Source organism: Pseudomonas mangiferae, assembly GCF_007109405.1.
GTDB lineage: Bacteria > Pseudomonadota > Gammaproteobacteria > Pseudomonadales > Pseudomonadaceae > Pseudomonas_T > Pseudomonas_T mangiferae.
The window spans coordinates 85,103-107,832 of sequence record NZ_VJOY01000008.1 but is presented as its reverse complement, the minus strand read 5'-3'; the positions used below and the strand labels follow the sequence as shown (position 1 = coordinate 107,832).

Annotated in this window: 22 protein-coding genes; 12 read left to right on the top strand and 10 right to left on the bottom strand. The window is 67.7% G+C overall.

The genetic code is table 11. The features are described 5' to 3' along the window. Window positions 1-10: 10 nt before the first annotated feature. The 5 genes from FM069_RS12695 (at window position 11) to recR (ending at window position 4,452) form a co-directional block, all read left to right on the top strand. Window positions 11-664, top strand: coding sequence for a hypothetical protein (locus tag FM069_RS12695; RefSeq protein ID WP_143488724.1), 654 nt, complete (start codon window positions 11-13; stop codon window positions 662-664). A 154-nt stretch (window positions 665-818) separates the two neighbouring features. After that, window positions 819-1,136, top strand: coding sequence for a phage holin, lambda family (locus FM069_RS12690; protein ID WP_143488723.1), 318 nt, complete (start codon window positions 819-821; stop codon window positions 1,134-1,136). Between the two features lie 170 nt (window positions 1,137-1,306). Then, entirely contained in the window at window positions 1,307-3,391 is a 2,085-nt protein-coding gene (gene dnaX / locus FM069_RS12685; RefSeq protein ID WP_143488722.1) for a DNA polymerase III subunit gamma/tau, read from the top strand. Between the two features lie 10 nt (window positions 3,392-3,401). Continuing rightward, entirely contained in the window at window positions 3,402-3,728 is a 327-nt protein-coding gene (locus tag FM069_RS12680) for a YbaB/EbfC family nucleoid-associated protein (RefSeq protein WP_143488721.1), read from the top strand. 124 nt (window positions 3,729-3,852) lie between these two features. Continuing rightward, complete coding sequence (recR, locus tag FM069_RS12675; RefSeq protein ID WP_143488720.1) at window positions 3,853-4,452, top strand: recombination mediator RecR; 600 nt, start codon at window positions 3,853-3,855, stop codon at window positions 4,450-4,452. Window positions 4,453-4,516: 64 nt separating this feature from the next. Here recR and FM069_RS12670 read toward each other — a convergent pair whose 3' ends face one another. Continuing rightward, window positions 4,517-4,945 carry a rhodanese-like domain-containing protein gene (locus FM069_RS12670; protein ID WP_143488719.1) on the bottom strand — a complete coding sequence of 143 codons (429 nt, stop codon included), beginning with the start codon at window positions 4,943-4,945 and terminating at the stop codon, window positions 4,517-4,519. 95 nt (window positions 4,946-5,040) lie between these two features. On the opposite strand from FM069_RS12670, the gene ftrA reads away from it, so the two are divergent. From ftrA to FM069_RS12650, 4 genes are all read left to right on the top strand, one after another. Beyond that, complete coding sequence (gene ftrA, locus FM069_RS12665; RefSeq protein WP_143488718.1) at window positions 5,041-5,997, top strand: transcriptional regulator FtrA; 957 nt, start codon at window positions 5,041-5,043, stop codon at window positions 5,995-5,997. 130 nt (window positions 5,998-6,127) lie between these two features. Further along, a complete protein-coding gene (locus FM069_RS12660) occupies window positions 6,128-7,243 on the top strand; it encodes an efflux RND transporter periplasmic adaptor subunit (RefSeq protein ID WP_143488717.1) in 1,116 nt (371 codons plus the stop codon). Then, entirely contained in the window at window positions 7,240-8,307 is a 1,068-nt protein-coding gene (locus tag FM069_RS12655) for an efflux RND transporter periplasmic adaptor subunit (protein ID WP_143488716.1), read from the top strand. The genes FM069_RS12660 and FM069_RS12655 overlap by 4 nt, the downstream gene beginning before the upstream one ends. Then, the gene (locus tag FM069_RS12650; RefSeq protein ID WP_143488715.1) at window positions 8,307-11,396 is read left to right on the top strand and encodes an efflux RND transporter permease subunit; all 3,090 of its coding nucleotides are present in this window, start codon (window positions 8,307-8,309) and stop codon (window positions 11,394-11,396) included. The genes FM069_RS12655 and FM069_RS12650 overlap by 1 nt, the downstream gene beginning before the upstream one ends. 3 nt (window positions 11,397-11,399) lie before the next feature. On the opposite strand, the gene FM069_RS12645 is transcribed toward FM069_RS12650, so the two are convergent. Next, window positions 11,400-12,242 carry an EamA family transporter gene (locus FM069_RS12645; RefSeq protein WP_143488714.1) on the bottom strand — a complete coding sequence of 281 codons (843 nt, stop codon included), beginning with the start codon at window positions 12,240-12,242 and terminating at the stop codon, window positions 11,400-11,402. Window positions 12,243-12,315: 73 nt separating this feature from the next. Next, the gene (locus FM069_RS12640; protein ID WP_143488713.1) at window positions 12,316-12,903 is read right to left on the bottom strand and encodes a helix-turn-helix domain-containing protein; all 588 of its coding nucleotides are present in this window, start codon (window positions 12,901-12,903) and stop codon (window positions 12,316-12,318) included. 62 nt (window positions 12,904-12,965) lie between these two features. On the opposite strand from FM069_RS12640, the gene rhtA reads away from it, so the two are divergent. Beyond that, window positions 12,966-13,850 (top strand): threonine/homoserine exporter RhtA, encoded by an 885-nt coding sequence (gene rhtA / locus FM069_RS12635; protein WP_143488712.1) that lies wholly within the window; start codon window positions 12,966-12,968, stop codon window positions 13,848-13,850. Window positions 13,851-14,038: 188 nt separating this feature from the next. Here rhtA and FM069_RS12630 read toward each other — a convergent pair whose 3' ends face one another. Beyond that, complete coding sequence (locus FM069_RS12630; RefSeq protein WP_143488711.1) at window positions 14,039-15,457, bottom strand: aminotransferase-like domain-containing protein; 1,419 nt, start codon at window positions 15,455-15,457, stop codon at window positions 14,039-14,041. Window positions 15,458-15,621: 164 nt separating this feature from the next. Between FM069_RS12630 and FM069_RS12625 the strand changes: the two genes are divergently transcribed. Further along, window positions 15,622-15,849 (top strand): DUF1127 domain-containing protein, encoded by a 228-nt coding sequence (locus FM069_RS12625; protein WP_143488710.1) that lies wholly within the window; start codon window positions 15,622-15,624, stop codon window positions 15,847-15,849. Between the two features lie 10 nt (window positions 15,850-15,859). Here FM069_RS12625 and FM069_RS12620 read toward each other — a convergent pair whose 3' ends face one another. Beyond that, on the bottom strand, window positions 15,860-16,411 hold the full coding sequence (locus FM069_RS12620) for an adenine phosphoribosyltransferase (protein ID WP_143488709.1): 552 nt from the start codon (window positions 16,409-16,411) through the stop codon (window positions 15,860-15,862). Window positions 16,412-16,486: 75 nt separating this feature from the next. Continuing rightward, entirely contained in the window at window positions 16,487-17,221 is a 735-nt protein-coding gene (gene fnr / locus FM069_RS12615) for a fumarate/nitrate reduction transcriptional regulator Fnr (RefSeq protein ID WP_143488708.1), read from the bottom strand. Between the two features lie 142 nt (window positions 17,222-17,363). Here fnr and FM069_RS12610 point away from each other — a divergent pair, with 142 nt between their 5' ends. Next, window positions 17,364-17,831 carry a hypothetical protein gene (locus FM069_RS12610; RefSeq protein WP_233282031.1) on the top strand — a complete coding sequence of 156 codons (468 nt, stop codon included), beginning with the start codon at window positions 17,364-17,366 and terminating at the stop codon, window positions 17,829-17,831. A 38-nt stretch (window positions 17,832-17,869) separates the two neighbouring features. Here FM069_RS12610 and hemN read toward each other — a convergent pair whose 3' ends face one another. The 4 genes from hemN to FM069_RS12590 form a co-directional block, all read right to left on the bottom strand. Next, window positions 17,870-19,252 carry an oxygen-independent coproporphyrinogen III oxidase gene (gene hemN / locus FM069_RS12605; RefSeq protein WP_143488707.1) on the bottom strand — a complete coding sequence of 461 codons (1,383 nt, stop codon included), beginning with the start codon at window positions 19,250-19,252 and terminating at the stop codon, window positions 17,870-17,872. A 112-nt stretch (window positions 19,253-19,364) separates the two neighbouring features. Beyond that, window positions 19,365-20,048 (bottom strand): sulfite exporter TauE/SafE family protein, encoded by a 684-nt coding sequence (locus FM069_RS12600; protein ID WP_143488706.1) that lies wholly within the window; start codon window positions 20,046-20,048, stop codon window positions 19,365-19,367. Continuing rightward, entirely contained in the window at window positions 20,041-20,253 is a 213-nt protein-coding gene (ccoS, locus tag FM069_RS12595) for a cbb3-type cytochrome oxidase assembly protein CcoS (RefSeq protein ID WP_143488705.1), read from the bottom strand. Before ccoS ends, FM069_RS12600 begins: the two co-directional genes overlap by 8 nt. A gap of 19 nt (window positions 20,254-20,272) precedes the next feature. Beyond that, window positions 20,273-22,705 carry a heavy metal translocating P-type ATPase gene (locus FM069_RS12590; RefSeq protein WP_143488704.1) on the bottom strand — a complete coding sequence of 811 codons (2,433 nt, stop codon included), beginning with the start codon at window positions 22,703-22,705 and terminating at the stop codon, window positions 20,273-20,275. Between the last annotated feature and the right edge of the window lie 25 nt (window positions 22,706-22,730).

Sequence of the window (22,730 nt, the reverse complement as noted above, 5' to 3'; positions counted from 1 at the left end):
GAGTTCCCTCATGTATCAGGCAATCCAGTCATCTCCATCGTGTCCCCATGAGATATCCGGTGAAGTAGGTCTTCAGGGCATCTGCAGCACTGCGGAGGTTACCTTTAAACGAGACGTTGACAGAGGTTCTTCCCATATTTTTACGGGCGAATCGGGTTTTACGTATTTTTCACGTCGATGTCTGGAGCCGACAGCGCCCAAACGCGCAGCTCATGACGTCTCGGCAACCCAGATGAAATTCCTGCCTGGCAGGTTGCCTGGCTACCTCGGCGCGTTCGGGCACTATTTATATGGTGACTGTCCTGTTCGGGAGCACTGCGAGACGGCAGAAGCCGCGGTCGTGACCTTCGCCCATGACCGGTTGGAGCGCTGGCCCACGGACCTGGCCATGGCCCGGCGGGTGGCCGGCGATGTCCTGGCTCGTTATCGCGCGCTGCGGTTATCAGGGGTGTGCCCTCAGGCGATCGCCTCGTCTCGTCCGGATGCGTTTCGTGCCTGGATGGCCCACGTCTATGGAGTCACCCGGAAAAGGCGGGCCTGGCGCCGCCTATGGGCGGACTATGTCGAGGCCTGCTTCGCCACCTGCGCCGAACTGGATGCCCAGGTACTCCAGGCAACCGCGACAGAAGAGGGCGCTATCGTTCCTCTGCGTCGCGTCTCGTAATCCGTCCAGTCCTCGCGCCCGCGAGGACGCTCTGCCGGGCACGCCGCGAGCCCGGCTCCGCTTCCCTTCGCGGCCTTCCCGTTATGCCGAGCGGTCGTCCTGACCCTCCTTCGCCTGGCGCGTGCGGGCTTCTCTTTTCAGCGAGATTACGACCATGTCGGACAAAGACCCTCTGTTCTGGGCTTCGCTGTGGCAGGCCTTTTCCCTACCGATCCCGTGGCAGGGCGCGCTGATGGCCAGCGTCATCGCCACTCTGCGGGCCCTCTATGACGGCACGGACCTGCGTGCCTTCCGCATCCTCCTGGAGGCGTTGTTGTGCGGCGCGCTGAGCCTCAGCGCAGCAAGCCTGATCGAGTACATGGCCTGGCCCGCCGGACTGGCCATTGCCATCGGCGGCGGCATCGGCTTTCTTGGCGTCGGCAGCGTTCGGGAACTGCTGCTGCGCTGGTCCGGGCGCCGCCTGGACAAGTGAATGCAGGCCTGTCGGCAGGGTGACGTCCCGGGGGAGGGCGAGGATGGAACACCCGGATCGCTGTGATAGAGTGTGTGCCCGCCGAAATCCGCCGGCCCGCGTGGGCTGGCGGATGCGGCCGGCATTCTTCGCCCCGTCGTGGGCCTGGCGTTTCGCAGCGATGGTTTTCGATGAGTTATCAAGTCCTTGCCCGTAAATGGCGTCCCCGTTCCTTCCGCGAGATGGTCGGACAGACGCACGTGCTCAAGGCCTTGATCAACGCCCTGGACAACCAGCGCCTGCACCACGCCTACCTGTTCACCGGAACTCGCGGGGTGGGCAAGACCACTATCGCGCGGATCCTCGCCAAGTGCCTGAATTGCGAAACCGGCGTCGGCTCGGTGCCTTGTGGTGTGTGCTCGGTCTGCCGGGAGATCGACGAGGGGCGTTTCGTCGACCTGATCGAGGTGGATGCCGCCAGCCGCACCAAGGTGGAAGATACCCGCGAGCTGCTGGACAACGTCCAGTACGCCCCTAGCCGGGGCCGCTACAAGGTCTACCTGATCGACGAAGTGCACATGCTGTCCACGCACTCGTTCAATGCGCTGCTCAAGACCCTCGAAGAGCCGCCGCCCCACGTCAAGTTCCTGTTGGCCACCACTGATCCGCAGAAGCTGCCGGTCACCATCCTGTCCCGTTGCCTGCAGTTCTCCCTGAAGAACATGCCGCCTGAGCGGGTGGTCGAGCACCTCACACACGTCCTCCAGGCCGAGAGCGTGCCGTTCGAGGAGGATGCCCTCTGGCTCCTGGGGCGCGCCGCGGACGGTTCGATGCGCGACGCCATGAGCCTCACCGACCAGGCCATCGCGTTCGGCGAGGGCAAGGTGATCGCTGCGGACGTACGCGCCATGCTCGGCACACTGGACCACGGTCAGGTCTATGGCGTCCTGCATGCCCTGATCGAGGGCGATGCGCGGGCCTTGCTGGAGGCGGTGCGACACCTGGCGGAACAAGGTCCCGACTGGTCCGGCGTACTTACCGAGATGCTCAACGTGCTGCACCGGGTCGCCGTGGCCCAGGTGCTGCCGGACGCCGTGGATAATGGCCAGGGTGACCGTGAGCGGGTGATGGCGCTGGCCGGCGCGCTGCCCGCCGAAGACGTGCAGTTCTACTACCAGATGGGCCTGATCGGTCGCCGCGACTTGCCCCTGGCGCCGGACCCCCGGGGCGGTTTCGAGATGGCGCTGCTGCGGATGCTGGCGTTCCGTCCGGCGGACGCTGATGGCGCTCCCCGATCGCCCCTAAAGGACCCGGGAGTCAGCAGGGCCACGGCTGACTCCCCCGCCGCGGTGGCCGGCCCGTCCATCGTTGCGCCGCCGATCGCCGCCCCCCAGCCTGCTGCACCTGCACCTGCACCTGCACCTGCACCTGCACCTGCACCTGCACCTGAAGTACAACCCGAGGCGCCGGCCCAACCGCCTTCTGCGACCGAAGCGCTTCCCGACGCGGCCGCTTCCGTGATGCCCCCCGAGCCCGAGCCGGTCGCCGTGGAGGCGGATACGTCGGACGCGCCTGTCCTGGACCTGCCGTGGGAAGACCCTCGCCCGACCGCCGAGCCGTCGGAACCCGCTCTCGAGCCGACCGTGGACGCGATCCCGGTGGAGGACGTGCCGCTGTCGGCGGAAGCCGAGGCGGAGCGCGAAGCGGTGGCGGCCGTCTCCACGGTGCTGACCATCGACACGGCGGCGGCCGAGGACGACGATGACGAGCCGCCCCTGGCCGATGACGCCTACTACGAAGTGGATGCGGATGCCTTCAGCTACGGCCTGGAGCCCGAGGAGCCGCAGGCCCCGGCCGTCGAGGCGTTGCCTGACGTGGCGCCGGCCACCGGCCTGGCCGCGGAGTGGCTGGAGCTGTACCCGCGCCTGGGCATATCCGGCATGACCGGCAGCATCGCCGCCAACTGCACGCTGGTGGCCCGGGACGGCGACGCCTGGGTGCTGCACCTCGACCCGGCCCAGAGCGCGCTGTTCAACGCGACCCAGCAGCGGCGCCTGAACGACGCCCTCAGCCAGTGCATCGGGCGCCCGCTCACGCTGACCGTGGAGATCGTCAAGCCGGAGCAGGAAACCCCGGCCCAGGCCGCGGCCCGCAGGCGTGCGCTGCGCCAGCGCGAGGCGGAGCAGGCGATCGCCGACGATCCGCTGGTGCGCAGAATGATCGAACAATTCGCCGCGGTGGTCCGCGCCGATTCCATTGAACCCCTGGAACGTTGAGGTATTCACCATGATGAAGGGTGGCATGGCGGGTCTGATGAAGCAGGCCCAGCAAATGCAGGAAAAGATGCAGAAGATGCAGGAAGAGCTGGCCAATGCGGAGATCACCGGCCAGTCCGGCGCCGGGCTGGTGTCCGTGGTGATGACCGGCCGGCACGACGTCAAGCGTGTCAGCCTGGACGACAGCCTGATGCAGGAGGACAAGGAAATCCTCGAAGACCTGATCGCTGCCGCGGTGAACGATGCCGTGCGCAAGATCGAGCAGAACAGCCAGGAGAAGATGTCCGGCATGACCGCAGGCCTACAGTTGCCGCCCGGCTTCAAGATGCCGTTCTGACCCTTCCTGCCGGGGCCCGGCCCTGGCGTGGTCGTTCTGGAAAGCGCGCCTAAGGCGCGTTTTTCGATTTCTTCACGCGGTGTCCTGCCGCGTGTGCCCGTGTATCCCGATGCCGTAGGTGGCCATGAGCTTCAGCCCGTTGATCCGCCAGTTGATCGAAGCCCTGCGCGTGCTGCCCGGCGTGGGACAGAAAACCGCCCAGCGCATGGCGTTGCAGCTGCTCGAGCGTGACCGCAGCGGCGGGTTGCGTCTGGCCCAGGCCCTGACCCAGGCCATGGAGGGCATCGGTTATTGCAGCCGCTGCCGTACCCTCAGCGAGGATGAGTTGTGCGGCTTCTGCGCCGATCCGCGCCGCGACGATTCCCTGCTGTGCGTAGTGGAAGGCCCGATGGACGTGTTCGCGGTGGAGCAGACCGGCTACCGGGGGCGCTACTTCGTGCTCAAGGGGCACCTCTCGCCCCTGGACGGGCGCGGTCCCGACGCCATCGGCGTGCCCGAACTGGTGCAGCGGGTGGAGGAGGGGGGCTTCGCCGAAGTCATCCTGGCCACCAATCCGACGGTTGAAGGCGAAGCCACCGCCCACTACATCGCCCAGTTGCTGGCGTCCAAGCCGTTGGTGACTTCACGGATCGCCCATGGCGTTCCACTGGGGGGCGAGTTGGAACTGGTGGACGGCGGCACCCTGGCCCACGCCCTGGCGGGGCGCCGGCCCATCGGCCTTTAAGGCCCGCTTCGGTAGGCTCGCCCGGCCAACCGCGGCCCCTACAGCACAGTCATCCACCGTTCTCTCAACACCCGCAGGCAGCGGCAGGCCGCTCGGTGGCGGCTGTCTGGTGGAGAGCGAAACCCTCGTCCAACCAGCCGGTGATGCCGCCCAGCATTTCCTTCACCGGGAACCCCAGGCGCGCCAGCTTCAAGGCTGCCCGCTGGGCTCCGTTGCAATGGGGGCCGGCGCAATACACCACGAACAGGGTGGAAGGCGGGTACGCAGCGAGGTGTTCGGCGTCCAGATCGCGCTGGGGCAGGCTGATCGCGCCCGGTACATGCCCTTGTGCGTAGAAGGCCGTGGCGCGCACGTCTGCCAGCACGAAGTCCTGAGTACCGGCTTCCAGGCAGGCATGGACATCGGAGCAGTCGGTTTCGAACGCGAGGCGGGCAGCGAAGTGGGCTTCGGCCCGTTCGGGTGAGGCGGCGGGAAACTGGCTGACCAGGCTCATGGCGAGGCTCCTTGTGATGGGGACGACGTCACTGTAGCGAGGCCAGCGGATCGGCTACAGTGGCGGCTCGGACAACTATCGGGAATTTTCCGCCAATGCATGCCGATCCGGGTCTGGTGGCGATTCTCGCCTACGATGGCTTGTGCACCTTCGAATTCGGCATCGCCGTGGAAATCTTCGGCCTGCCGCGGCCGGAGTTCGATTTCCCCTGGTACCGCCACCGCATCGTCGGCGTCGAGCCGGGGCCGATGCGTGCCATGGGCGGCATCCAGGTGCTCACCGACACGGGCCTGGACGGGCTGGCCGAGGCCCGCACGATCATCGTGCCGGGCTGGCGCGATCGCCAGGAAACGCCGCCCGCTCCGTTGCTGGATGCCTTGCGTGTGGCCCATGGGCGGGGCGCGCGGCTGCTGAGCATCTGCTCGGGAGTCTTCGTCCTGGCTGCCAGCGGCTTGCTGGACGGACGGCGGGCCACCACCCACTGGCGGTACGCGGCCGAGCTGGCGGCCCGTTATCCGCAGGTGACGGTGGATCCGGACGTGCTCTACGTCGACGAGGGCGACCTCATCACCTCCGCGGGCAGCGCCGCGGGCATCGATGCCTGCCTGCACCTGGTGGCACGGGACTGCGGCAGCCGGGTGGCCAACGACGTGGCGCGTCGGCTGGTGACGGCACCGCAGCGCTCGGGTGGCCAGGCGCAATTCATCCCGGCGCCGGTGCCCCGGGTCGCCCGCCACGACCTGGGCGCCCTGCTGGAGTGGGCTCGCCAACGGCTGCACGAGCCCTTGACGGTAGAGGCCCTGGCCCGGCGCGCGGCCATGAGCGAGCGCACCTTCCTGCGGCGTTTCGTGGAGGCCACCGGCCTGACACCCAAGGCCTGGCTGCAACATGCGCGCCTGGCGCGGGCCCGGGAACTGCTGGAGCACGGGGGCGAATCCCTCGAGGCGGTGGCCGAGCGTTGCGGTTTCCGTTCCCTGGACAGCTTCCGGGTGGCGTTCCGGACCGGGGTGGGGGTAGCGCCGGCGGCCTACCGCCGGCGCTTCGGCGGCTAGCGGCGGGAGCAGAACCGTCCGGTCGCGGGCGGTGACCGGAACCGCGGGGCGACCGGTGCAGTCGCATATCCAGGCCATGGCGCCTCGACATCCCCACGCCCCGTTCCGCCGCACACGCAAAGGAGCTTGCATGCCCGCCGTTCCCCCACTGCCGCGTTGTATCGGCCTGTGTCTGTTCGTGGCGTTGCTGGCCGCCTGTGGAGGGGAGAAGAAACCCCGCGACCCGCAAACCCCCCGGGTCCGGGTGATGCAGGTGAGCACCGCCGCGTTCGCGCCCACCGTGACCCTCACCGGCGACATCCAGGCGCGGGTACAGACCGACCTGTCGTTCCGCATCGGCGGCAAGATGACCGAACGCCTGGTGGATGTCGGCCAGCGAATTTCCCCCCAGCAGCCCCTGGCCCGCCTGGACCCCAAGGACCAGCGCAGCGACGTGGATTCGGCTGCGGCCATGGTCAGCGCCCAGCAGGCGCGCCTGAAACTGGCCGAGGTCGACCTGGCCCGCCAGCAGAAGCTGTTGCCCAAGGGCTACACCAGCCGCAGCGAGTACGACCAGGCCCTGGCCACCCAGCGCAGCGCGAAGAACGCCCTGGCCGCGGCCGAGGCGCAACTGGCCAATGCCCGCGAGCAACTGTCCTACACCACCCTGGTGGCCGAGGCCCCGGGCATCATCACCGCCCGCCAGGCCGAGGTGGGCCAGGTGGTGCAGGCCACCGCGCCCATCTTCAGCCTGGCCCGCGACGGCGAGCGCGACGCGGTGTTCAACGTCTACGAGTCGCTGTTCGTCGAGCCGCCCCAGGGGCAGGCAGTCCAGGTGGCGCTGCTGGAACGTCCGGAGGTGCAGGCTACCGGTCAGGTCCGCGAGATCACGCCCACGGTATCGGCCCAGAGCGGCACGGTGCAGGTGAAGGTGGCGCTGAAGGCGCTGCCTGCCGGAATGGACCTGGGCTCGGTGGTCAGCGTGACCCTGCAGGCACCTGCCCGCGAGGGCGTCGAGCTGCCCTGGGCCGCCCTGACCAAGGCCGGCCACGACCCGGCGGTCTGGCTGCTGGACGGGGAGGGCAAGGCCCGCCTGCGCCCGGTCCGGGTGGCGCGCTACCTGACCGGCAAGGTGATCCTCACCGAAGGCCTCCAGGGCGGCGAGCAGGTGGTCATCGCCGGTGGGCAGGTCCTCTACGAAGGGCAGCAGGTGGAGATCGCCCAGAACCCGCCGGCGTCCGATTCATCGCGTGAGGTGCAGCCATGAAGCGCCTGCTGACAATGGCCTTTCTCGTCCTGCCCCTGGCCGGGTGCGGCGACAAGGACGAAAAGCCGGAGCTGCCACGCCCGGTGCTCTACACCGTGGCCCAGCCCCAGCAGGTGGAAAACCTCGGGCGTTTCGCCGGCACCATCCAGGCGCGCTATGAAAGCACCCTCGGCTTCCGCGTGGGTGGGCGCATCGCCCGTCGCTACGTGGACGTGGGCAGCGAAGTGAAGCGCGGCGACCTGCTGGCCGCTCTCGACCCCACCGACCTGCAGAACAACCTGCGCGCCAGCCGCAGCGACCTGGCGCGGATCGAGGCCCAGTGGATCAACGCCCAGGCCAACGCCAACCGCCAGCAGGCGCTGTTCGACCGTGGCGTGGGCGCCCGGGCGCAACTGGACAACGCCCTGACCGACCTGCGCACCAACGCGGCTTCGCGCGAACAGGCCCGGGCCGCCGCCCAGCAGGCCGAGGACCAGCTCGGCTATGGCGAACTGCGCAGCGATTACGACGGCGTGGTCACCACCTGGTACGTGGAAGCCGGCCAGGTGGTCACCGCCGGCCAGGAAGTGGTGGCCCTGGCCCGCCCGGACGTGAAGGAAGCGGTCATCGACCTGCCCGCCGGGCTGGTGGACAACCTACCGCAAGACGTGCGCTTCCAGGTGGCCGCGCAACTGGAGCCGTCCCTGGTTACCGAGGGCCGGGTCCGCGAGGTGGAGCCTCAGGCCGAGCGTTCGACCCGTACCCGGCGAGTGCGCCTGAGCCTAGCCGAGACCCCGCCAGCCTTCCGCATCGGAACCTCCGTGAGCGTCACCCTGAGTTCGGAAATGGCGCCGCGGGTCGAGCTGCCGGCCAGTGCACTGATGGAAAAGGACGGTCGCACCCAGGTCTGGGTGATCGACCGGCAGAACCAGAGCGTAGCCCCGCGGGACGTGCATCTGATCGGCCGCAACGAAAACCACGTGACTGTGGACGACGGGTTGCAGACGGGCGAGTGGGTGGTGACCGCCGGGGTGAACAGCCTGCAGGCGGGGCAGAAAATCAAGCTGGATGAGGGCGTACGGTGATGAAAGGCGGTTTCAACCTCTCCGACTGGGCACTGCGCCACCAATCCTTCATCTGGTACCTGATGTTCGTCGCCCTGCTGATGGGGGTGTTCTCCTACATCAACCTGGGCCGCGAGGAGGACCCGTCCTTCACCATCAAGACCATGGTGATCCAGACCCGCTGGCCGGGCGCCACGGTGGACGACACGCTGCTGCAGGTCACCGATCGCATCGAGAAGAAGCTGGAAGAGCTGGATTCCCTGGATTACACCAAGAGCTACACCCGCCCGGGCGAGTCCACGGTCTTCGTCTACCTGCGCGATACCACCGACGCGGACGATATCCCGGACATCTGGTACCAGGTGCGCAAGAAGCTCAATGACATCCGTGGCGATTTCCCCTCGGACATCCAGGGACCGGGGTTCAACGATGAATTCGGCGACGTCTACGGTTCCATCTACGCCTTCACCGCCGACGGCTTCAGCTTCCGCCAGCTGCGCGACTATGTGGAGCAGGTCCGGGCGGAGATCCGCGAGGTACCCAACCTGGGTAAGGTGGAACTGATCGGCGAGCAGGACGAAGTCATCTACCTCAATTTCTCCACCCGCAAGCTGGCGGCCCTGGGCATCGACCAGCGCCAGGTCATGCAGAGCCTGCAGGCGCAGAACGCGGTGACCCCTTCCGGGGTGATCGAGTCCGGACCGGAGCGCATTTCGGTGCGCACCAGCGGCCAGTACGCCTCGGAAAAAGACCTGGAGAACGTCAACCTGCGTCTCAACGACCGCTTCTACCGGCTGGCGGACATTGCTGATATCCGCCGCGGCCTGGCCGATCCGCCGACCCCGCGCTTCCGCTTCAACGGCCAGCCGGCCATCGGCCTGGCCATCGCCATGAAGGACGGCGGCAACATCCAGAGCTTCGGCAAGGCCCTGCACCAGCGGATGGATGCCCTGACCGCCTCGCTGCCGGTGGGCGTCGGCGTGCACAAGGTGTCCGACCAGGCCGAGGTGGTGACCGAGGCGGTGGGCGGCTTCACCCGCGCGTTGTTCGAGGCGGTGGTGATCGTGCTGGTGGTGAGCTTCATCAGCCTCGGCCTGCGGGCTGGGCTGGTAGTGGCCTGTTCGATCCCCCTGGTGCTGGCGATGGTGTTCGTGTTCATGGAGTACAGCGGCATCACCATGCAGCGCATCTCCCTGGGGGCGCTGATCATCGCCCTGGGCCTCTTGGTGGACGACGCCATGATCACGGTGGAGATGATGGTGACCCGCCTGGAACTGGGGGATTCCCTGCACGATTCCGCTACCTATGCCTACACCTCCACGGCCTTCCCGATGCTGACCGGTACCCTGGTCACCGTGGCGGGCTTCGTGCCCATCGGCCTGAACGCCAGCTCCGCCGGCGAATACACCTTCACCCTGTTCGCGGTGATCGCGGTGGCGATGCTGCTGTCGTGGATCGTCGCCGTGCTGTTCGCCCCGGTGATCGGCGTGCACCTGCTGCCGAAGACCATCAAGACCCACGAGAAGGGCCCCGGCCGGGTCGCTCGGGCTTTCAACAAGGGCATGTTCCTCGCCATGCGCCACCGTTGGTGGACCATCATCCTCACGGTCCTGCTGTTCGTCGCCGCCGTGCTCTGCATGGGCCTCGTGCAGAACCAGTTCTTCCCGTCCTCGGATCGGCCCGAGCTGCTGGTGGACCTGAACCTGCCGCAGAACGCCTCCATCGCCGAGACCGAGAAACAGATGGACCGGGTGGAAGCGAAGCTCAAGGACGACCCGGACGTTGCTCGCTGGAGCTCCTACATCGGCCAGGGAGCGGTGCGTTTCTACCTGCCTTTGGACCAGCAGCTGGAGAACCCGTACTACGGTCAGCTGGTGATCGTCAGCAAGGGCCTGGAGGAGCGCGAGCGCCTGGCCGAACGGTTGAAGAAAATGCTGCGGGAGGAGTTCGTCGGCATCAGCACCTATGTGCAGCCCCTGGAAATGGGACCGCCGGTGGGCCGGCCGATCCAGTACCGGGTTAGTGGCAAGAACATCGACGATGTCCGCCAGCACGCCATCGAGCTGGCCGCGGTGCTGGCGGACAACCCCCACGTCGGCGACATCATCTACGACTGGAACGAGCCGGGCAAAGTCATGCGCATCGACATCGCCCAGGACAAGGCGCGCCAGCTGGGGCTGTCGTCCGAAGATGTGGCGCAGATCATGAACGGTGTGGTCACTGGGTCGCCGGTGACCCAGGTGCGCGACGACATCTACCTGGTGGACGTCGTCGGCCGGGCGGAAGACAGCGAGCGAAGCTCCCCGGAAACCCTGCAAAACCTGCAGATCGTCACGCCTCAGGGGGCTTCCATTCCGTTGCTGTCCTTCGCCACGGTGCGTTACGAGCTGGAGCAGCCACTGGTCTGGCGCCGCGACCGACGTCCCACCATCACCCTCAAGGCCGCGGTGGTGGACGACCTGCAGCCCACCGACGTGGTCAAGCAGCTCGAACCGCAGATCGAGGCGTTCTCCAACCAGTTGCCGGACGGCTACAAGGTGGCCACCGGCGGCACCGTGGAAGAGAGCGGCAAGGCCCAGGGGCCGATCGCCCAGGTGGTGCCGCTGATGCTGTTCCTGATGGCCACCTTCCTGATGATCCAGCTGCACAGCGTGCAGAAGATGTTCCTGGTGGCCAGTGTCGCTCCCCTCGGGCTGATCGGCGTGGTGCTGGCCCTGGTACCCACCGGCACACCCATGGGCTTCGTGGCGATCCTCGGCATCCTCGCCCTGGCGGGAATCATCATCCGCAACTCGGTGATCCTGGTGACCCAGATCGAGGCGTTCGAGCGGGAGGGCTATACGCCATGGAGCGCGGTGGCCCAAGCCGCCGAGCACCGGCGCCGGCCGATCCTGCTCACCGCGGCGGCCGCCAGTCTCGGCATGATCCCCATCGCCCGGGAAGTCTTCTGGGGCCCCATGGCCTACGCCATGATCGGCGGCATCGTGGTCGCCACCCTGCTGACGCTGCTGTTCCTGCCGGCGCTGTACGTGGCCTGGTACCGCATCAAGGAAGAAGAGGGTGACGACAACCGGCGGCGCGAGCGCAAGGAGCCCGAGCCCCAGCACTGACCCTCAGGCCAGGCGCAGCAGCATCGCGCCGGCCAGGATCAGCCCGGTCGCCAGCAGCCGCTGGCGACCGATGCGCTCCTTGAACACCAGGGCGGCGAGAAGGGTGGCGAAGACGATGGAAGTCTCCCGCAGGGCGGCTACCGCCGGAATGGGCGCCTGGGTCATGGCCCAGAGCGCCAGCCCATAGGACGACAGCGTACCCAGCCCGCCGGCCAGGCCCGGCAACCAGCGTTGGCGCGCGTAGGCGATGAACCGCCGGGGCTGGCGCCAGGCGACGACTGCCAGCAGCGGTATCGCAGTGAGCAGGAAGACCCACATCGTGTAGGCGGCCGCCGCGCCCGACAGGCGCACGCCCACGCCGTCGATGAGGGTGTAGCCGGCGATCACCCCGGCGTTGAGAAGCGCCAGCGAGACCGTGCGGGGCGAACGCTTGGTCGATCCCGAGGGCGAACCGACCAGGCTGAACACGCCGCCGCAGAGCAGAGCCAGGCCTGCCCAGCCGCCCTCGGACAGGGTTTCCCCCGTCACTGGCAGACTCATCAGCGCCACCAGCAGCGGGGCGCTGCCCCGCATCAGCGGGTAGGCCAGGCTCATGTCGCCGCCACGGTAGACGGCCGCCACCAGCACGAAGTACAGCGCCTGCAGGATCGACGAGGCGGCCAGGTAAGGCCAACTGGCGCGAGCGGGGGCGGGCAGCCAGGGCAACACCAGGGCCGCCACCAGGGCGGCGCTGGCGGCAACCAGGAGGGTGGTGAGGAAAGTGTCCTGCCCGCCCTTCACCACGGCGTTCCACCCGGCATGGAGCGCCGCGGCGAACAGCACCACCGCCATCACCGACGGCGTCACGAAAGGCTCTTCGCCGTGGGAGTACTTCGGCGCAGCCGGCTCGGGCGCGTTCCGGCCCGCGTCCTGTCAGCCATCAGCTCACCACGTTGCGAATGAAACGGAGCGGGGCCGAGCCCGGATTGACGTAGGCGTAAGGCTGGTCGCTGGGGAACACCAGGTAGTCGCCGCGGCCGATCTCCCGCTGCTCCGAGGGCAGTTCCAGGCGCAAGCGGCCTTCCATCACGTAGAGCATCTCGTGCCAGCCAGGCGCATCGGCTTCCGAGACATAGCGCTCGCCGGGCGCCAGGCTCCATTGCCAGAGTTCCACCTGCTGCCGGGCATCCACGCTGGCCAGCAGGGTGGCGCGGCTCGCGGGGTCTTCGCCCATCCAGGCCAGGCCGTCGATGCGGGTCACGCTGCGGTGGGGCGCCTGGACCAGTTGGGCAAAGGAGACTTCCAGGGCGGCGGCGATGCGGTCGAGGGTGGCCAGGCTGACATTCACGTCGCCGCCCTCCAGGGCGACGATCATCCGGCGGCTCACGCCAGCGGCCTCGGCCAGCGCGGCCTGGCTGAAGCCCGCGGCCTGGCGTCGTTGGCGAAGGTTAAGGGAGACATGTTCGAGTACGTTAGGGCGGGTATCGGATGTGGGCACTATATTGCTCATTCCTTGGCAATTGCGCATTATGTTGCGCAGCTACGGTACCCAGCCGCCTGCTGTCTTACAACCCCTTGCGGACTCCCCCGATGACCACCGCTTCTCCCCGCCTCGCCACGCGGCTGGCCCCGGTCGGCCTGCTGGTGCTGGCGATGATTTCCATCCAGACCGGCGCTTCCCTGGCCAAGCAACTCTTTCCCCTGATCGGCGTACCCGCCACCACCACCCTGCGGCTGGTGTTCGCCGCGGTGATCTTGCTGCTGGTGCTGCGCCCCTGGCGGATTCGCCTCACGGCCGATACCTGGCGCTCGGTGCTGATCTACGGCACCGCGTTGGGTGGCATGAACCTGATGTTCTACCTATCCCTGCGCAGCGTTCCGCTGGGCATCGCCGTGGCACTGGAATTCACCGGGCCGCTGGCCGTGGCGATCTGCGCATCGCGCAAACCGGTAGACTTCCTCTGGATCGGCCTAGCGGTGGCGGGTCTGCTGTTCCTCCTGCCCTTGGGTCGCGACACCGGCGGCATTCGCCTGCAGGACGCCGGCTTCGCGCTAGGCGCCGGGGTGTGCTGGGCGCTCTACATCCTCTACGGGCAGAAAGCGGGGGCGGACCACGGCACCCAGGGCGCGGCCCTGGGCGTGACCGTCGCCGCCCTGGTGGTGATCCCCTTCGGCGTGATCGATGCCGGCCCGGCCCTGTTCCAGTGGACGGCGATGCCGTTGGCCCTGGCCGTGGCGGTGCTGTCCACGGCGTTGCCCTACACCCTGGAAATGATCGCCTTGACCCGCCTGCCGGCCCGTACGTTCGGCACCCTGGCGAGCCTCGAGCCGGCCGTCGCGGCCGTGATCGGCCTGTCGTTCCTCGGCGAACACCTCGCCGCCGGCCAATGGCTGGCCATCGCGGCGATCATCGGCGCCTCCGTGGGCGCGATCTCCACCGGCACCCCGGAGAAAGCACCAATCCTGGATATCTAGGCGAAAGTCGTGATGGCGTTCTCGCTGCGCCTGTTGGCTCCGTGCTGGCGGAGCCCGATACCCATGAGCGTCTGGTACTGGCCGCTACGTGAAAATCGTCACCACCAGCAGCACCGGCTCCTGGCTCTCCTGGCGAGAAGTCGAGATCTACGGCAATTGAGAAAAGAGTGGCGCTTCGGCGCCACTTTTCATTGAGACTCCAGTTCCTTGATCGTCTCGCCGACGAGGCGAACCGCCTGTTCGATGGTGTCGGTCGCCTTGAGGGCGTAGTTCATGCGCAGGCAATTCCGGTACTTGCCGGAGGCAGAGAAGATGCTGCCGACGGCGATCTGCACGCCCTTGGGGAGCAGGTAGCGGTTCAGGCGCAGGGTGTCGAAGCCTTCCGGAAGCTCGATCCACAGCATGAACCCGCCCTGGGGTGCGCTGGCACGGGTGCCCGCGGGGAAATAGCGGGTCACCCAATCGATCATCAGGTCGCGGTTGCGCTGGTACTGAGCGCGAAGACGCCGCACATGGGGCTCGTAGTGGCCGCCGGCGATGAACTCGGCCAGGGCCAGCTGTGGCTGGGTGGCCGTGGCGCCGGTACCGATGTATTTCATGTGCAGGGCCTGTTCCAGGTAGCGGCCCGGGGCCAGCCAGCCGATGCGCAGGCCCGGTGCCAGGGTCTTGGAGAACGAACTGCACAGCAGTACGCGGCCGTCCTCGTCATAGGACTTGATGGTGCGGGGGCGTGGGTAGCGGTAGGCGAGGTCGCCGTACACGTCGTCTTCAATGATCGCCACGTCGAAGCGCTGGGCCAGCTGCAACAGGGCGCGCTTGTTGGCATCGGGCATGGTATAGCCGAGGGGGTTGTTGCAGGTGGGGGTCAGCTGGATCGCCTTGATCGGCCATTGTTCCAGGGCCATTTCCAAGGCGGGCAGGCTGATGCCGTGCTGGGGATCGGTGGGCAGCTCGAGGGCCTTGATCCCCAAGCCCTTGAGGGTCTGCATGACTCCATGGAAGCTGGGCGAATCCAGGGCTACCACGTCGCCCGGCTGACACAGCGCACGCAGGCTGACCGACAGCGCCTCGTGGCAGCCAGTGGTGATCAGCAGGTCGGAAGGCGCCAGCCGGCAGCCGGAGTCCAGCATCAGGCGGGCGACCTGTTCCCGCAGCGTCTCGGTGCCATAGATGCTGTCGTAGTTCAGCCCACGCAGGTCCTGGCGCTGGCTGATGCGCCCCAGGGCGCGCAGCAGGGGGCGCAGGGTGGGCGAGCTCAGGTCCGGCGAGCCACGGCCCAGCTGCACCACGTCGTCGCGGGGCACGCTGCGGATGAGCTCCACCACTTGCTCCCACTGGGAAATGTCCAGGGGGCGCTGCGCCGTGCGGCTCACCGCCGGCAGCGCGGGCGCCTGGCGCCCGGTGGGCACGAAGTAGCCGGACTTCGGCCGCGGCGCCGCCAGGCCCAGGTCTTCCAGTTGCCGGTACGCCTGCTGAACGGTACTCAGGCTGACGTCATGCTCCAGGCTCAGGGCGCGCACCGAGGGAAGCCGGTCGCCGGGGCGGTAGAAACCCTGCTCGATCCGGGTGCGCAGGGTGTCCGCAAGGGTGGCATAGAGGGTAGACATACGGGCTCCAGGACTCCGCTCGGTCACTCCATACAGATAGTCAGAAATTCAGCCATTCAGAGCAAAAAAGGGCTTTTCTGTATGGTTTAAAAGAATGTGGTTTGAATCTGTATCGTCAGCGCGCTTTTGTCCATGCTTTTCTCCTGGCCAACGAGGAGAACGCAATGAATGGGCTGACCGATGTACGTCTGGCGCTGCACGAGAACGACCTGCGCGACAGCGCGAAAGCTCCTGTCCAAGGGCTGTCGAGCGAAACGGGGCGCTGGCAGCGCTTCTGGCGCAAGGTGGCCACTCGCCGCGCCCTGTTGGAGCTGGAAGCCCACGAGCTGCGAGATATCGGCCTGGACATGGCCCAGGCGCGGGAAGAGGGGATGAAGCCGTTCTGGCGCTGAGCGCCCCGGCTCAGATTTCGTCGAGGGCGAACGCCGTGAGGGCGAAGGTGGGAATGCCGGCGTCCATGAGCTTCTGCGAGCCGCCCAGTTCCGGCAGGTCGATGATGGCGGCCGCTTCCAACAGGCTGGCGCCCATGCGCCGCGCCAGCGCTGCGGCGGCCAGCAGGGTCCCGCCGGTGGCGATCAGGTCGTCGAACAGCACCACCTTGTCCCCCTCGCAGAGGCTGTCGCTGTGGACCTCCAGGAACGCCTCGCCGTACTCGGTGCGGTAGCTTTCGGCCAGGACGTCCGCCGGCAGTTTGCCCTGCTTGCGGAATAGCACCAGCGGCTTGTTCAGCGCATAGGCGACTGCGGAGCCGATGAGGAAGCCACGGGCATCCATGGCCCCGACATGACTGAACTCGGCCTCGACGTAGCGCTGGGCGAAGCTATCCACCACCAGGCGCAACGCCCTCGGCGACTGGAACAGCGGGGTAATGTCGCGGAACACCACGCCGGGCTTGGGAAAATCCACGACCGGGCGGATCAGCGTCTTGAGGGAGAACTCATCGTCGAGGTGCATCGGTCGTGACCTGGAAATAAAAGGCGCACGCCAACCGTCGCTGGCGTGCGTGGACTCCGGGGTGATGTGGCGGAATCAGCTATCCATGCTGCCGCCGGCCAGGGCGCACAACTCGATGGGATCGAGGATATGCACTTCTTTGCCTTCGGCGGCCAGCAACTGGTTCTGCTGGAAACGGGTGAATACCCGGGAGACGGTTTCCACCGCGAGGCCGAGGTAATTGCCGATCTCGTTGCGGGACATGGACAGGCGGAACTGGTTGGCGGAGAACCCGCGGGCACGGAAGCGGGCCGAGAGGTTGACCAGGAACGTGGCGATACGCTCGTCCGCGGTCTTCTTCGACAGCAGCAGCATCATCTGCTGGTCGTCGCGGATTTCCCGGCTCATCACCCGCATCAGCTGGCGGCGCAGCTGTGGCAGCTGGACGGACAGTTCGTCCAGGCGCTCGAAGGGAATCGCGCACACCGAGGTGGTTTCCAGCGCCTGGGCGGACACCGGGTAGGCCTCGGTATCCATGCCCGACAGACCCACCAGCTCGCTGGGCAGGTGGAAGCCGGTGATCTGCTCCTCGCCGCCATCGGTGACGCTGAAGGTTTTCAGCGCGCCGGAGCGCACGGCGAATACCGAGTCGAACGCATCGCCCTGGCGGAAGAGGAACTCGCCCTTCTTCAGCGGGCGGCCGCGTTTGACGATTTCATCCAGGGCATCCATGTCTTCCAGGTTCAACGACAACGGCAGGCACAACGCCGCCAGGCTGCAGTCCTTGCAGTGGGCCTGGGGCAGGGCTCGAACCTTGATGTTTTCGGACATGGGGGCGGGATCCTTGGCAAACGCACAATGGGCGTAAGGGTACCCCACGTCGCTGGCCAGGACCAGCCGCGTGCTACCTGGCCGATCGTTCAAGTTTCCCGTGCCCGGGTCGATAGGCGGGAATCATTCAAGGAGCGTTGTCATGAGAATCGACCCATCGGCCCTGATGCCGGCCCCCCAGGAAAACGGCCGGGCGCAGCAGACGGATGAACCGGAGACCGACCGGGGCGTGCTGCAGGAACAGATCCGCGCCGCCCAGAGTGGCATTCGGGTCAGCCTCTCGGCCCTGGGCAAGGCCAAGGCCAGCCAGTCCCAGAAGAACGAGGACATCGACAAGAGCGAGCTGCCCGACACCGTAAAGGGCCAGTTGAAGACGATTCGCCGGATCAGGGCGGAGATCGCCGAGACGCAGGAAGAATTGAGGGCGTTGGCCGCGGACCCCCGCCTCGATCCCCAGGCCCGTGCCGAGCGCATGGCGGCCAAACAGAGCGAGCTGAATGCCTTGAGCAGCGCCCTCGCTACGGCCAATGGCGGCCTGATGAAGGCGATGAAGGAATTGAAGCTGGATAGCGGCCAGATGCAGACCGCGATGGCCTTGAGCATGAAGTGAGGCGATCCGGACCCGAGGCGCCTCGGGTCCGGGGTCATTCAGATCACCCGGGAAAAACGCTGCAGGTTCTGCTCGGTCAGGTAGTGGTCGAACAGCATGCACACCGAGCGCACCAGCAGCCGGCCCGCCGGCGTCACATCGATCCCCTGGGCGCTGAGCTCGATCAGGCCATCGCCGGCCATGCGCTGCACTTGCGGCCAGATTTCCGAGAAGTAGCTGCGGAAGGTGATGTCGAAGGCGCTTTCGATCTCGGCAAAGGACAGCTGGAACTGGCAGATCAGCCGCTGGATCACCGCCCGGCGTATCCGGTCGTCGTCGTTGCACACCAGGCCGCGGCTGGTGGCCAGCAGATCGTTGTCCAGGTTGCTCTGGTAGTCCGCCAGGTTGCTGTTGTTCTGGCTGTACAGGTCACCCACCTGGCTGATGGCGGAAACCCCCAGGCCGATCAGGTCGCAATGGCCATGGGTGGTATAGCCCTGGAAGTTGCGTTGCAGGCTGCCGTCTTCCTGGGCCATCGCCAGTTCGTCGTCCGGCAGGGCGAAGTGGTCCATGCCGATGTAACGGTAGCCGGCGGCAGTCAGCTGCTCGATGCTGTGCTGGAGCATTTCCAGCTTGTCCGCGGGGCTCGGCAGCTCGGCGGCGTTGATGCGGCGCTGCGGCATGAAGCGTTCCGGCAGGTGGGCGTAGTTGAACACCGACAGCCGATCCGGCTGCAGCGCGATGATCTCGTCCACGGTGCGGGCGAAACGCTCCGGCGTCTGCCGGGGCAGGCCATAGATCAGGTCGATGTTCACCGAGCGGTACTGCAGGGTCCGCGCCGCCTCGACGATGGCCCGGGTTTCTTCCAGGCTCTGCAGGCGGTTGATCGCCCGTTGCACCGAGGGGTCCAGGTCCTGCACGCCGAGGCTGACCCGGTTGAAACCCAGTTCCCGCAGCAGGCCCATGGTGGACCAGTCGGCCTCCCGCGGGTCGATCTCGATCCCGTAGTCGCCGGAGTCGTCATCCAGCAGGTTGAAATGGCTGCGCAGGTGCGCCATCAGTCGGCGCAACTCGTCATGGCTGAGGAAGGTCGGCGTGCCGCCGCCCAAGTGCAGCTGTTCCACCTTCTGCTGCGGGTCCAGGTGGCAGGCCACCAGTTCGATTTCCCGCTCCAGGCGTTCCAGGTAGGGCAGCGCCCGGCCGCGGTCCTTGGTGATGACCTTGTTGCAGGCGCAGTAGTAGCAGATGTTGGCGCAGAACGGCACGTGCACGTAGAGCGACAACGGGCGTTGCGCCTTGCGGCTGTCCCGCAGGGCGTGGAGGAGGTCGAAGGAGCCGACCCGCTGGTTGAACTGCACCGCGGTCGGGTAAGAGGTGTAGCGTGGGCCCGATTGGTCGTAGCGACGGATCAGGTCGGTGTCCCAGCGGATATCGTCTAGCATGCGGGCGGTCCCCGGTTTGGCGAGCTGTGACCGGGAGTCTAGGGGCGGGGTGGCTGCGTCATCTTGACCTGGATCAGGTAGCAGCGGCGCCGAGGGGCCGCCGGGAGGCGACTCAGTGGCCCATCAGCCAATGCTGATGCGGCCCGGGCAGCGTCCACAGGCCGAAGAGAATCACCAGCAGGCCACCGGCCATGCGCACGCCCCGGCGTTGCAGCAGGGCTTTCAGACGCTCCGCGGCGAGCCCGGTGGCCAGCAGCACCGGCCAGGTGCCCAGGCCGAACGCCAGCATCAGCACGGCGCCCTGAGCGGGAGAACCCTGGCTGGCCGACCACAGCAGGGTGCTATAGACCAGGCCGCAAGGCAGCCAGCCCCACAGAGCACCGAGCACCAGGGCGCGTGGCAGGCTGGTGACCGGCAGCAGGCGCCGGGTGAGGGGCTGGAGATGTCGCCAGAGTCCCCGGCCGAGGGCTTCGATGCGGGTCAGCCCGCTCCACCAGCCAGCCAGGTAGAGGCCCATGGCGATCAGCAGGACCGCCGCCACCACCCGCAGGGCCAGGGCCGCGGGGCTGCTGGCCACGGCCCAGCCGGCCATGCCCACCAGCAGCCCGGCGGTGGCGTAGCTGAGGATGCGTCCGAGGTTGTAGGCCAGCAGCAGGCGCAGGCGGCGCCCCCGCTGCTCGGCGGGGATCGCCAGGGTCAGGGCGCCCATCAGGCCACCGCACATGCCCAGGCAGTGGCCGCCGCCCAGCAGGCCGAGGATCGCCGCCGATACCAGTAGCGGCAGCCAGTCAGCCATGGGGCGCGTCCCGTTCGGATGTGCCGGGACCCTTGGCTTCCTCCACCCCCGCCTGGTGGCGCGGGTCCTCGTCGTCGAACAGGATGCTGTGAGCCGGGCTGTCCATGTCGTCGTACTGGCCGGAATCCACTGCCCAGAAGAACAGCCAGATGGCCAGGCCGACGACGATCACGGCGACGGGAATCATGACGTACAGCGCGGTCATCGAACCTCCGGGAAACGGATCAGGCGGCCTGCACGCGGCTGAGCCGCAGCGCGTTGAGCACCACCAGCAGCGAGCTGACCGACATGCCCAGGGCGGCCCACACCGGGGTCACCCAGCCGCAGGCGGCGAAGGGCAGCACCAGGCCATTGTACAGGCTGGCCCAGAACAGGTTCTCGACGATGATCCGGCGGGTGCGGCGGGCCATGTCGAAGGCCTGGACCAGGCTGCCCAGGCGATTGGACAGCAGCACCGCGTCGGCACTGGTCTTCGCCAGGTCGGTGGCGGAGCCCATGGCCACACTGATGTCGGCGCCGGCTAGCACCGGCACGTCGTTGACTCCGTCCCCCAGCATCAGCACCGTGCGCCCGCGTTCGTGAAGGCCCCGCAGCACGGCCAGCTTGTCGTCAGGGGTCAGGCCGCCCCGGGCATCGTCGATGCCGAGTTGCGCGGCCACTTCGGCCACCATGGGCGAGCTGTCGCCGGACAGCAGCGAGATCGTCCAACCCCGGGACCGGCAGGCTTCCACCAGCGCCGCGGCGTCGTCCCGCAGGCGGTCGTCCAGCACCAGCCAGGCCAGCGGCCCCTGTTCGTCCCCCAGCAGCAGCCACTGGCCGTGGTCGCCCGGGATGGCGGGGGCGGTGCAGGCGGACAGCCCGGCGACGAAGGCCGGCTGGCCGATGCGCAGGCGGTGCCCGCCGACGCTGCCCTCCAGGCCCTGGCCGGGCACGCTGAGGACGTGCTCGGCGGCGTCCGGCGCCTTGCCGAAGGCACGGGCGATGGGGTGTTCGGAGCGATTCTCCAGGGCAGCCGCCAGGGCGAGGCAGGCATCGGCGTCCAGGTCCCGCAGGGGCTGGACGCTGCTGAGGGTCAGGCGGCCCTCGGTCAGGGTGCCGGTCTTGTCGACGATCAGCGTGTCGATGCGGTTCAAGCCCTCCAGTACGTGGCCGCGGGTCAGCAGCAGGCCCAGGCGGTGCAGGCTGCCGGTGGCCGCCGTGAGGGCGGTGGGCGTGGCGAGGGACAGGGCGCAGGGGCAGGTGGCCACCAGCATGGCCAGGACGATCCAGAAGGCGCGCTGCGGGTCGATCTGCCACCAGGCGATGCCCACCACCACGGCGGCCAGCAATACCACCAGCAGGAACCACTGGGCGACCCGGTCGGCCAGTTCCGCCAGGCGGGGTTTGTCCGCCTGGGCGCGCTCCAGCAGGCGGACGATGGCTGACAACCGGGTGTCGTCCCCCAGGGCGCGAACCTCCACGGTCAGCGGCCCTTCGACGTTCAGCGTGCCAGCGGTCACCGCGTCGCCGACGCCCCGGGGCAGCGGCAGGTATTCGCCGCTGAGCAGCGATTCGTCGACGCTGGACTGGCCGGAAACGATCACCCCGTCGGCCGGCAGCAGCGCACCGGGCTGCACCAGCACCTGCTCGCCCACCCGCAGCTCGGCGAGCAGGATGCGCTCGCTCTGCCCGTCCCGGTCCAGGCGCAGGCAGGACGCCGGGAGCAGGTTGACCAGCTGTGCCGTGGCGGCCGCGGTGCGCTCCCGGGCCCGGCGCTCCAGGTAGCGCCCGGCCAGCAGGAACAGCGCGAACATGCCTACGGCGTCGAAATACAACTCGCCGACCCCGGTCACCGTGGACCAGATGCCCGCCAGGTAGGCGCCGCCGATGGCGAGGGACACCGACACGTCCATGGTCAGGTGGCAGGTACGCAGGTCGCGCAGGGCACCGCGGAAGAACGGGCCGCAGCAATAGAAGACGATGGGCGTGGTGAGGAACAGGCTGACCCAGCGCAGGATGGTGTCCAGCTCCGCCGACAGGTCCAGGTTGAACTCCGGCCAGGTGGCCATCGCGGCCATCATCACCTGCATCCACAGCAGCCCGGCCACGCCCAGCTGGCGCAGGGTGCGGCGGTTTTCCTGGTGCAGGCGCTCGGCAGCCTCGTCGGGGGTGTAGGGGTGGGCGGCATAGCCGATGCGGCGCAGTTCCGCCAGCAGGCGGCTCAGGGGCAGGCGGCTGTCCGCCCAGCGCACCTGCAGGCGATGGTTGGACAGGTTGAGGGAGGCCTCGGCCACGCCGTCCAGCTCCCGCAGGTGGCGCTCGATCAGCCAGCCGCAGGCGGCGCAACTGATGCCTTCCACCAGCAGGCTAGCCTGGGCCAGCTCGCCCTGGTGCTCGACGAAGGGCTGCTGCACGTCGGCCCGGTCGAGCAGGGCTATTTCATCCGGCAGGGCCTGGGGCAGGGCCTCGGGGTTGGTCGAGGGTTCGCTGCGATGCTGGTAGTAGCTTTCCAGTCCCCCGTCGACGATGGCCTCGGCCACCGCCTGGCAGCCCGGGCAGCACATCGCGCGCGCTTCGCCCAGCACGCGCGCCTCGTAACGTGCGCCGGCAGGCACGGGCAGCCCGCAGTGATAGCAGGGCAGGGGCGTGGACGCGGGAACTGGAACGGGACTAGGCATGGATGGGTTTTCAGCGGGATGAACA

What these genes read in the sequence shown, in the direction of transcription:
- FM069_RS12695 (WP_143488724.1), top strand. Translation starts at nt 11, where the DNA reads ATGTATCAGGCAATCCAGTCATCTCCATCGTGTCCCCATGAGATATCC.
- FM069_RS12690 (WP_143488723.1), top strand. Translation starts at nt 819, where the DNA reads ATGTCGGACAAAGACCCTCTGTTCTGGGCTTCGCTGTGGCAGGCCTTT.
- dnaX (WP_143488722.1), top strand. Translation starts at nt 1,307, where the DNA reads ATGAGTTATCAAGTCCTTGCCCGTAAATGGCGTCCCCGTTCCTTCCGC.
- FM069_RS12680 (WP_143488721.1), top strand. Translation starts at nt 3,402, where the DNA reads ATGATGAAGGGTGGCATGGCGGGTCTGATGAAGCAGGCCCAGCAAATG.
- recR (WP_143488720.1), top strand. Translation starts at nt 3,853, where the DNA reads ATGAGCTTCAGCCCGTTGATCCGCCAGTTGATCGAAGCCCTGCGCGTG.
- FM069_RS12670 (WP_143488719.1), bottom strand. Translation starts at nt 4,945, where the DNA reads ATGAGCCTGGTCAGCCAGTTTCCCGCCGCCTCACCCGAACGGGCCGAA.
- ftrA (WP_143488718.1), top strand. Translation starts at nt 5,041, where the DNA reads ATGCATGCCGATCCGGGTCTGGTGGCGATTCTCGCCTACGATGGCTTG.
- FM069_RS12660 (WP_143488717.1), top strand. Translation starts at nt 6,128, where the DNA reads ATGCCCGCCGTTCCCCCACTGCCGCGTTGTATCGGCCTGTGTCTGTTC.
- FM069_RS12655 (WP_143488716.1), top strand. Translation starts at nt 7,240, where the DNA reads ATGAAGCGCCTGCTGACAATGGCCTTTCTCGTCCTGCCCCTGGCCGGG.
- FM069_RS12650 (WP_143488715.1), top strand. Translation starts at nt 8,307, where the DNA reads ATGAAAGGCGGTTTCAACCTCTCCGACTGGGCACTGCGCCACCAATCC.
- FM069_RS12640 (WP_143488713.1), bottom strand. Translation starts at nt 12,903, where the DNA reads ATGCGCAATTGCCAAGGAATGAGCAATATAGTGCCCACATCCGATACC.
- rhtA (WP_143488712.1), top strand. Translation starts at nt 12,966, where the DNA reads ATGACCACCGCTTCTCCCCGCCTCGCCACGCGGCTGGCCCCGGTCGGC.
- FM069_RS12630 (WP_143488711.1), bottom strand. Translation starts at nt 15,457, where the DNA reads ATGTCTACCCTCTATGCCACCCTTGCGGACACCCTGCGCACCCGGATC.
- FM069_RS12625 (WP_143488710.1), top strand. Translation starts at nt 15,622, where the DNA reads ATGAATGGGCTGACCGATGTACGTCTGGCGCTGCACGAGAACGACCTG.
- FM069_RS12620 (WP_143488709.1), bottom strand. Translation starts at nt 16,411, where the DNA reads ATGCACCTCGACGATGAGTTCTCCCTCAAGACGCTGATCCGCCCGGTC.
- fnr (WP_143488708.1), bottom strand. Translation starts at nt 17,221, where the DNA reads ATGTCCGAAAACATCAAGGTTCGAGCCCTGCCCCAGGCCCACTGCAAG.
- FM069_RS12610 (WP_233282031.1), top strand. Translation starts at nt 17,364, where the DNA reads ATGAGAATCGACCCATCGGCCCTGATGCCGGCCCCCCAGGAAAACGGC.
- hemN (WP_143488707.1), bottom strand. Translation starts at nt 19,252, where the DNA reads ATGCTAGACGATATCCGCTGGGACACCGACCTGATCCGTCGCTACGAC.
- FM069_RS12600 (WP_143488706.1), bottom strand. Translation starts at nt 20,048, where the DNA reads ATGGCTGACTGGCTGCCGCTACTGGTATCGGCGGCGATCCTCGGCCTG.
- ccoS (WP_143488705.1), bottom strand. Translation starts at nt 20,253, where the DNA reads ATGACCGCGCTGTACGTCATGATTCCCGTCGCCGTGATCGTCGTCGGC.
- FM069_RS12590 (WP_143488704.1), bottom strand. Translation starts at nt 22,705, where the DNA reads ATGCCTAGTCCCGTTCCAGTTCCCGCGTCCACGCCCCTGCCCTGCTAT.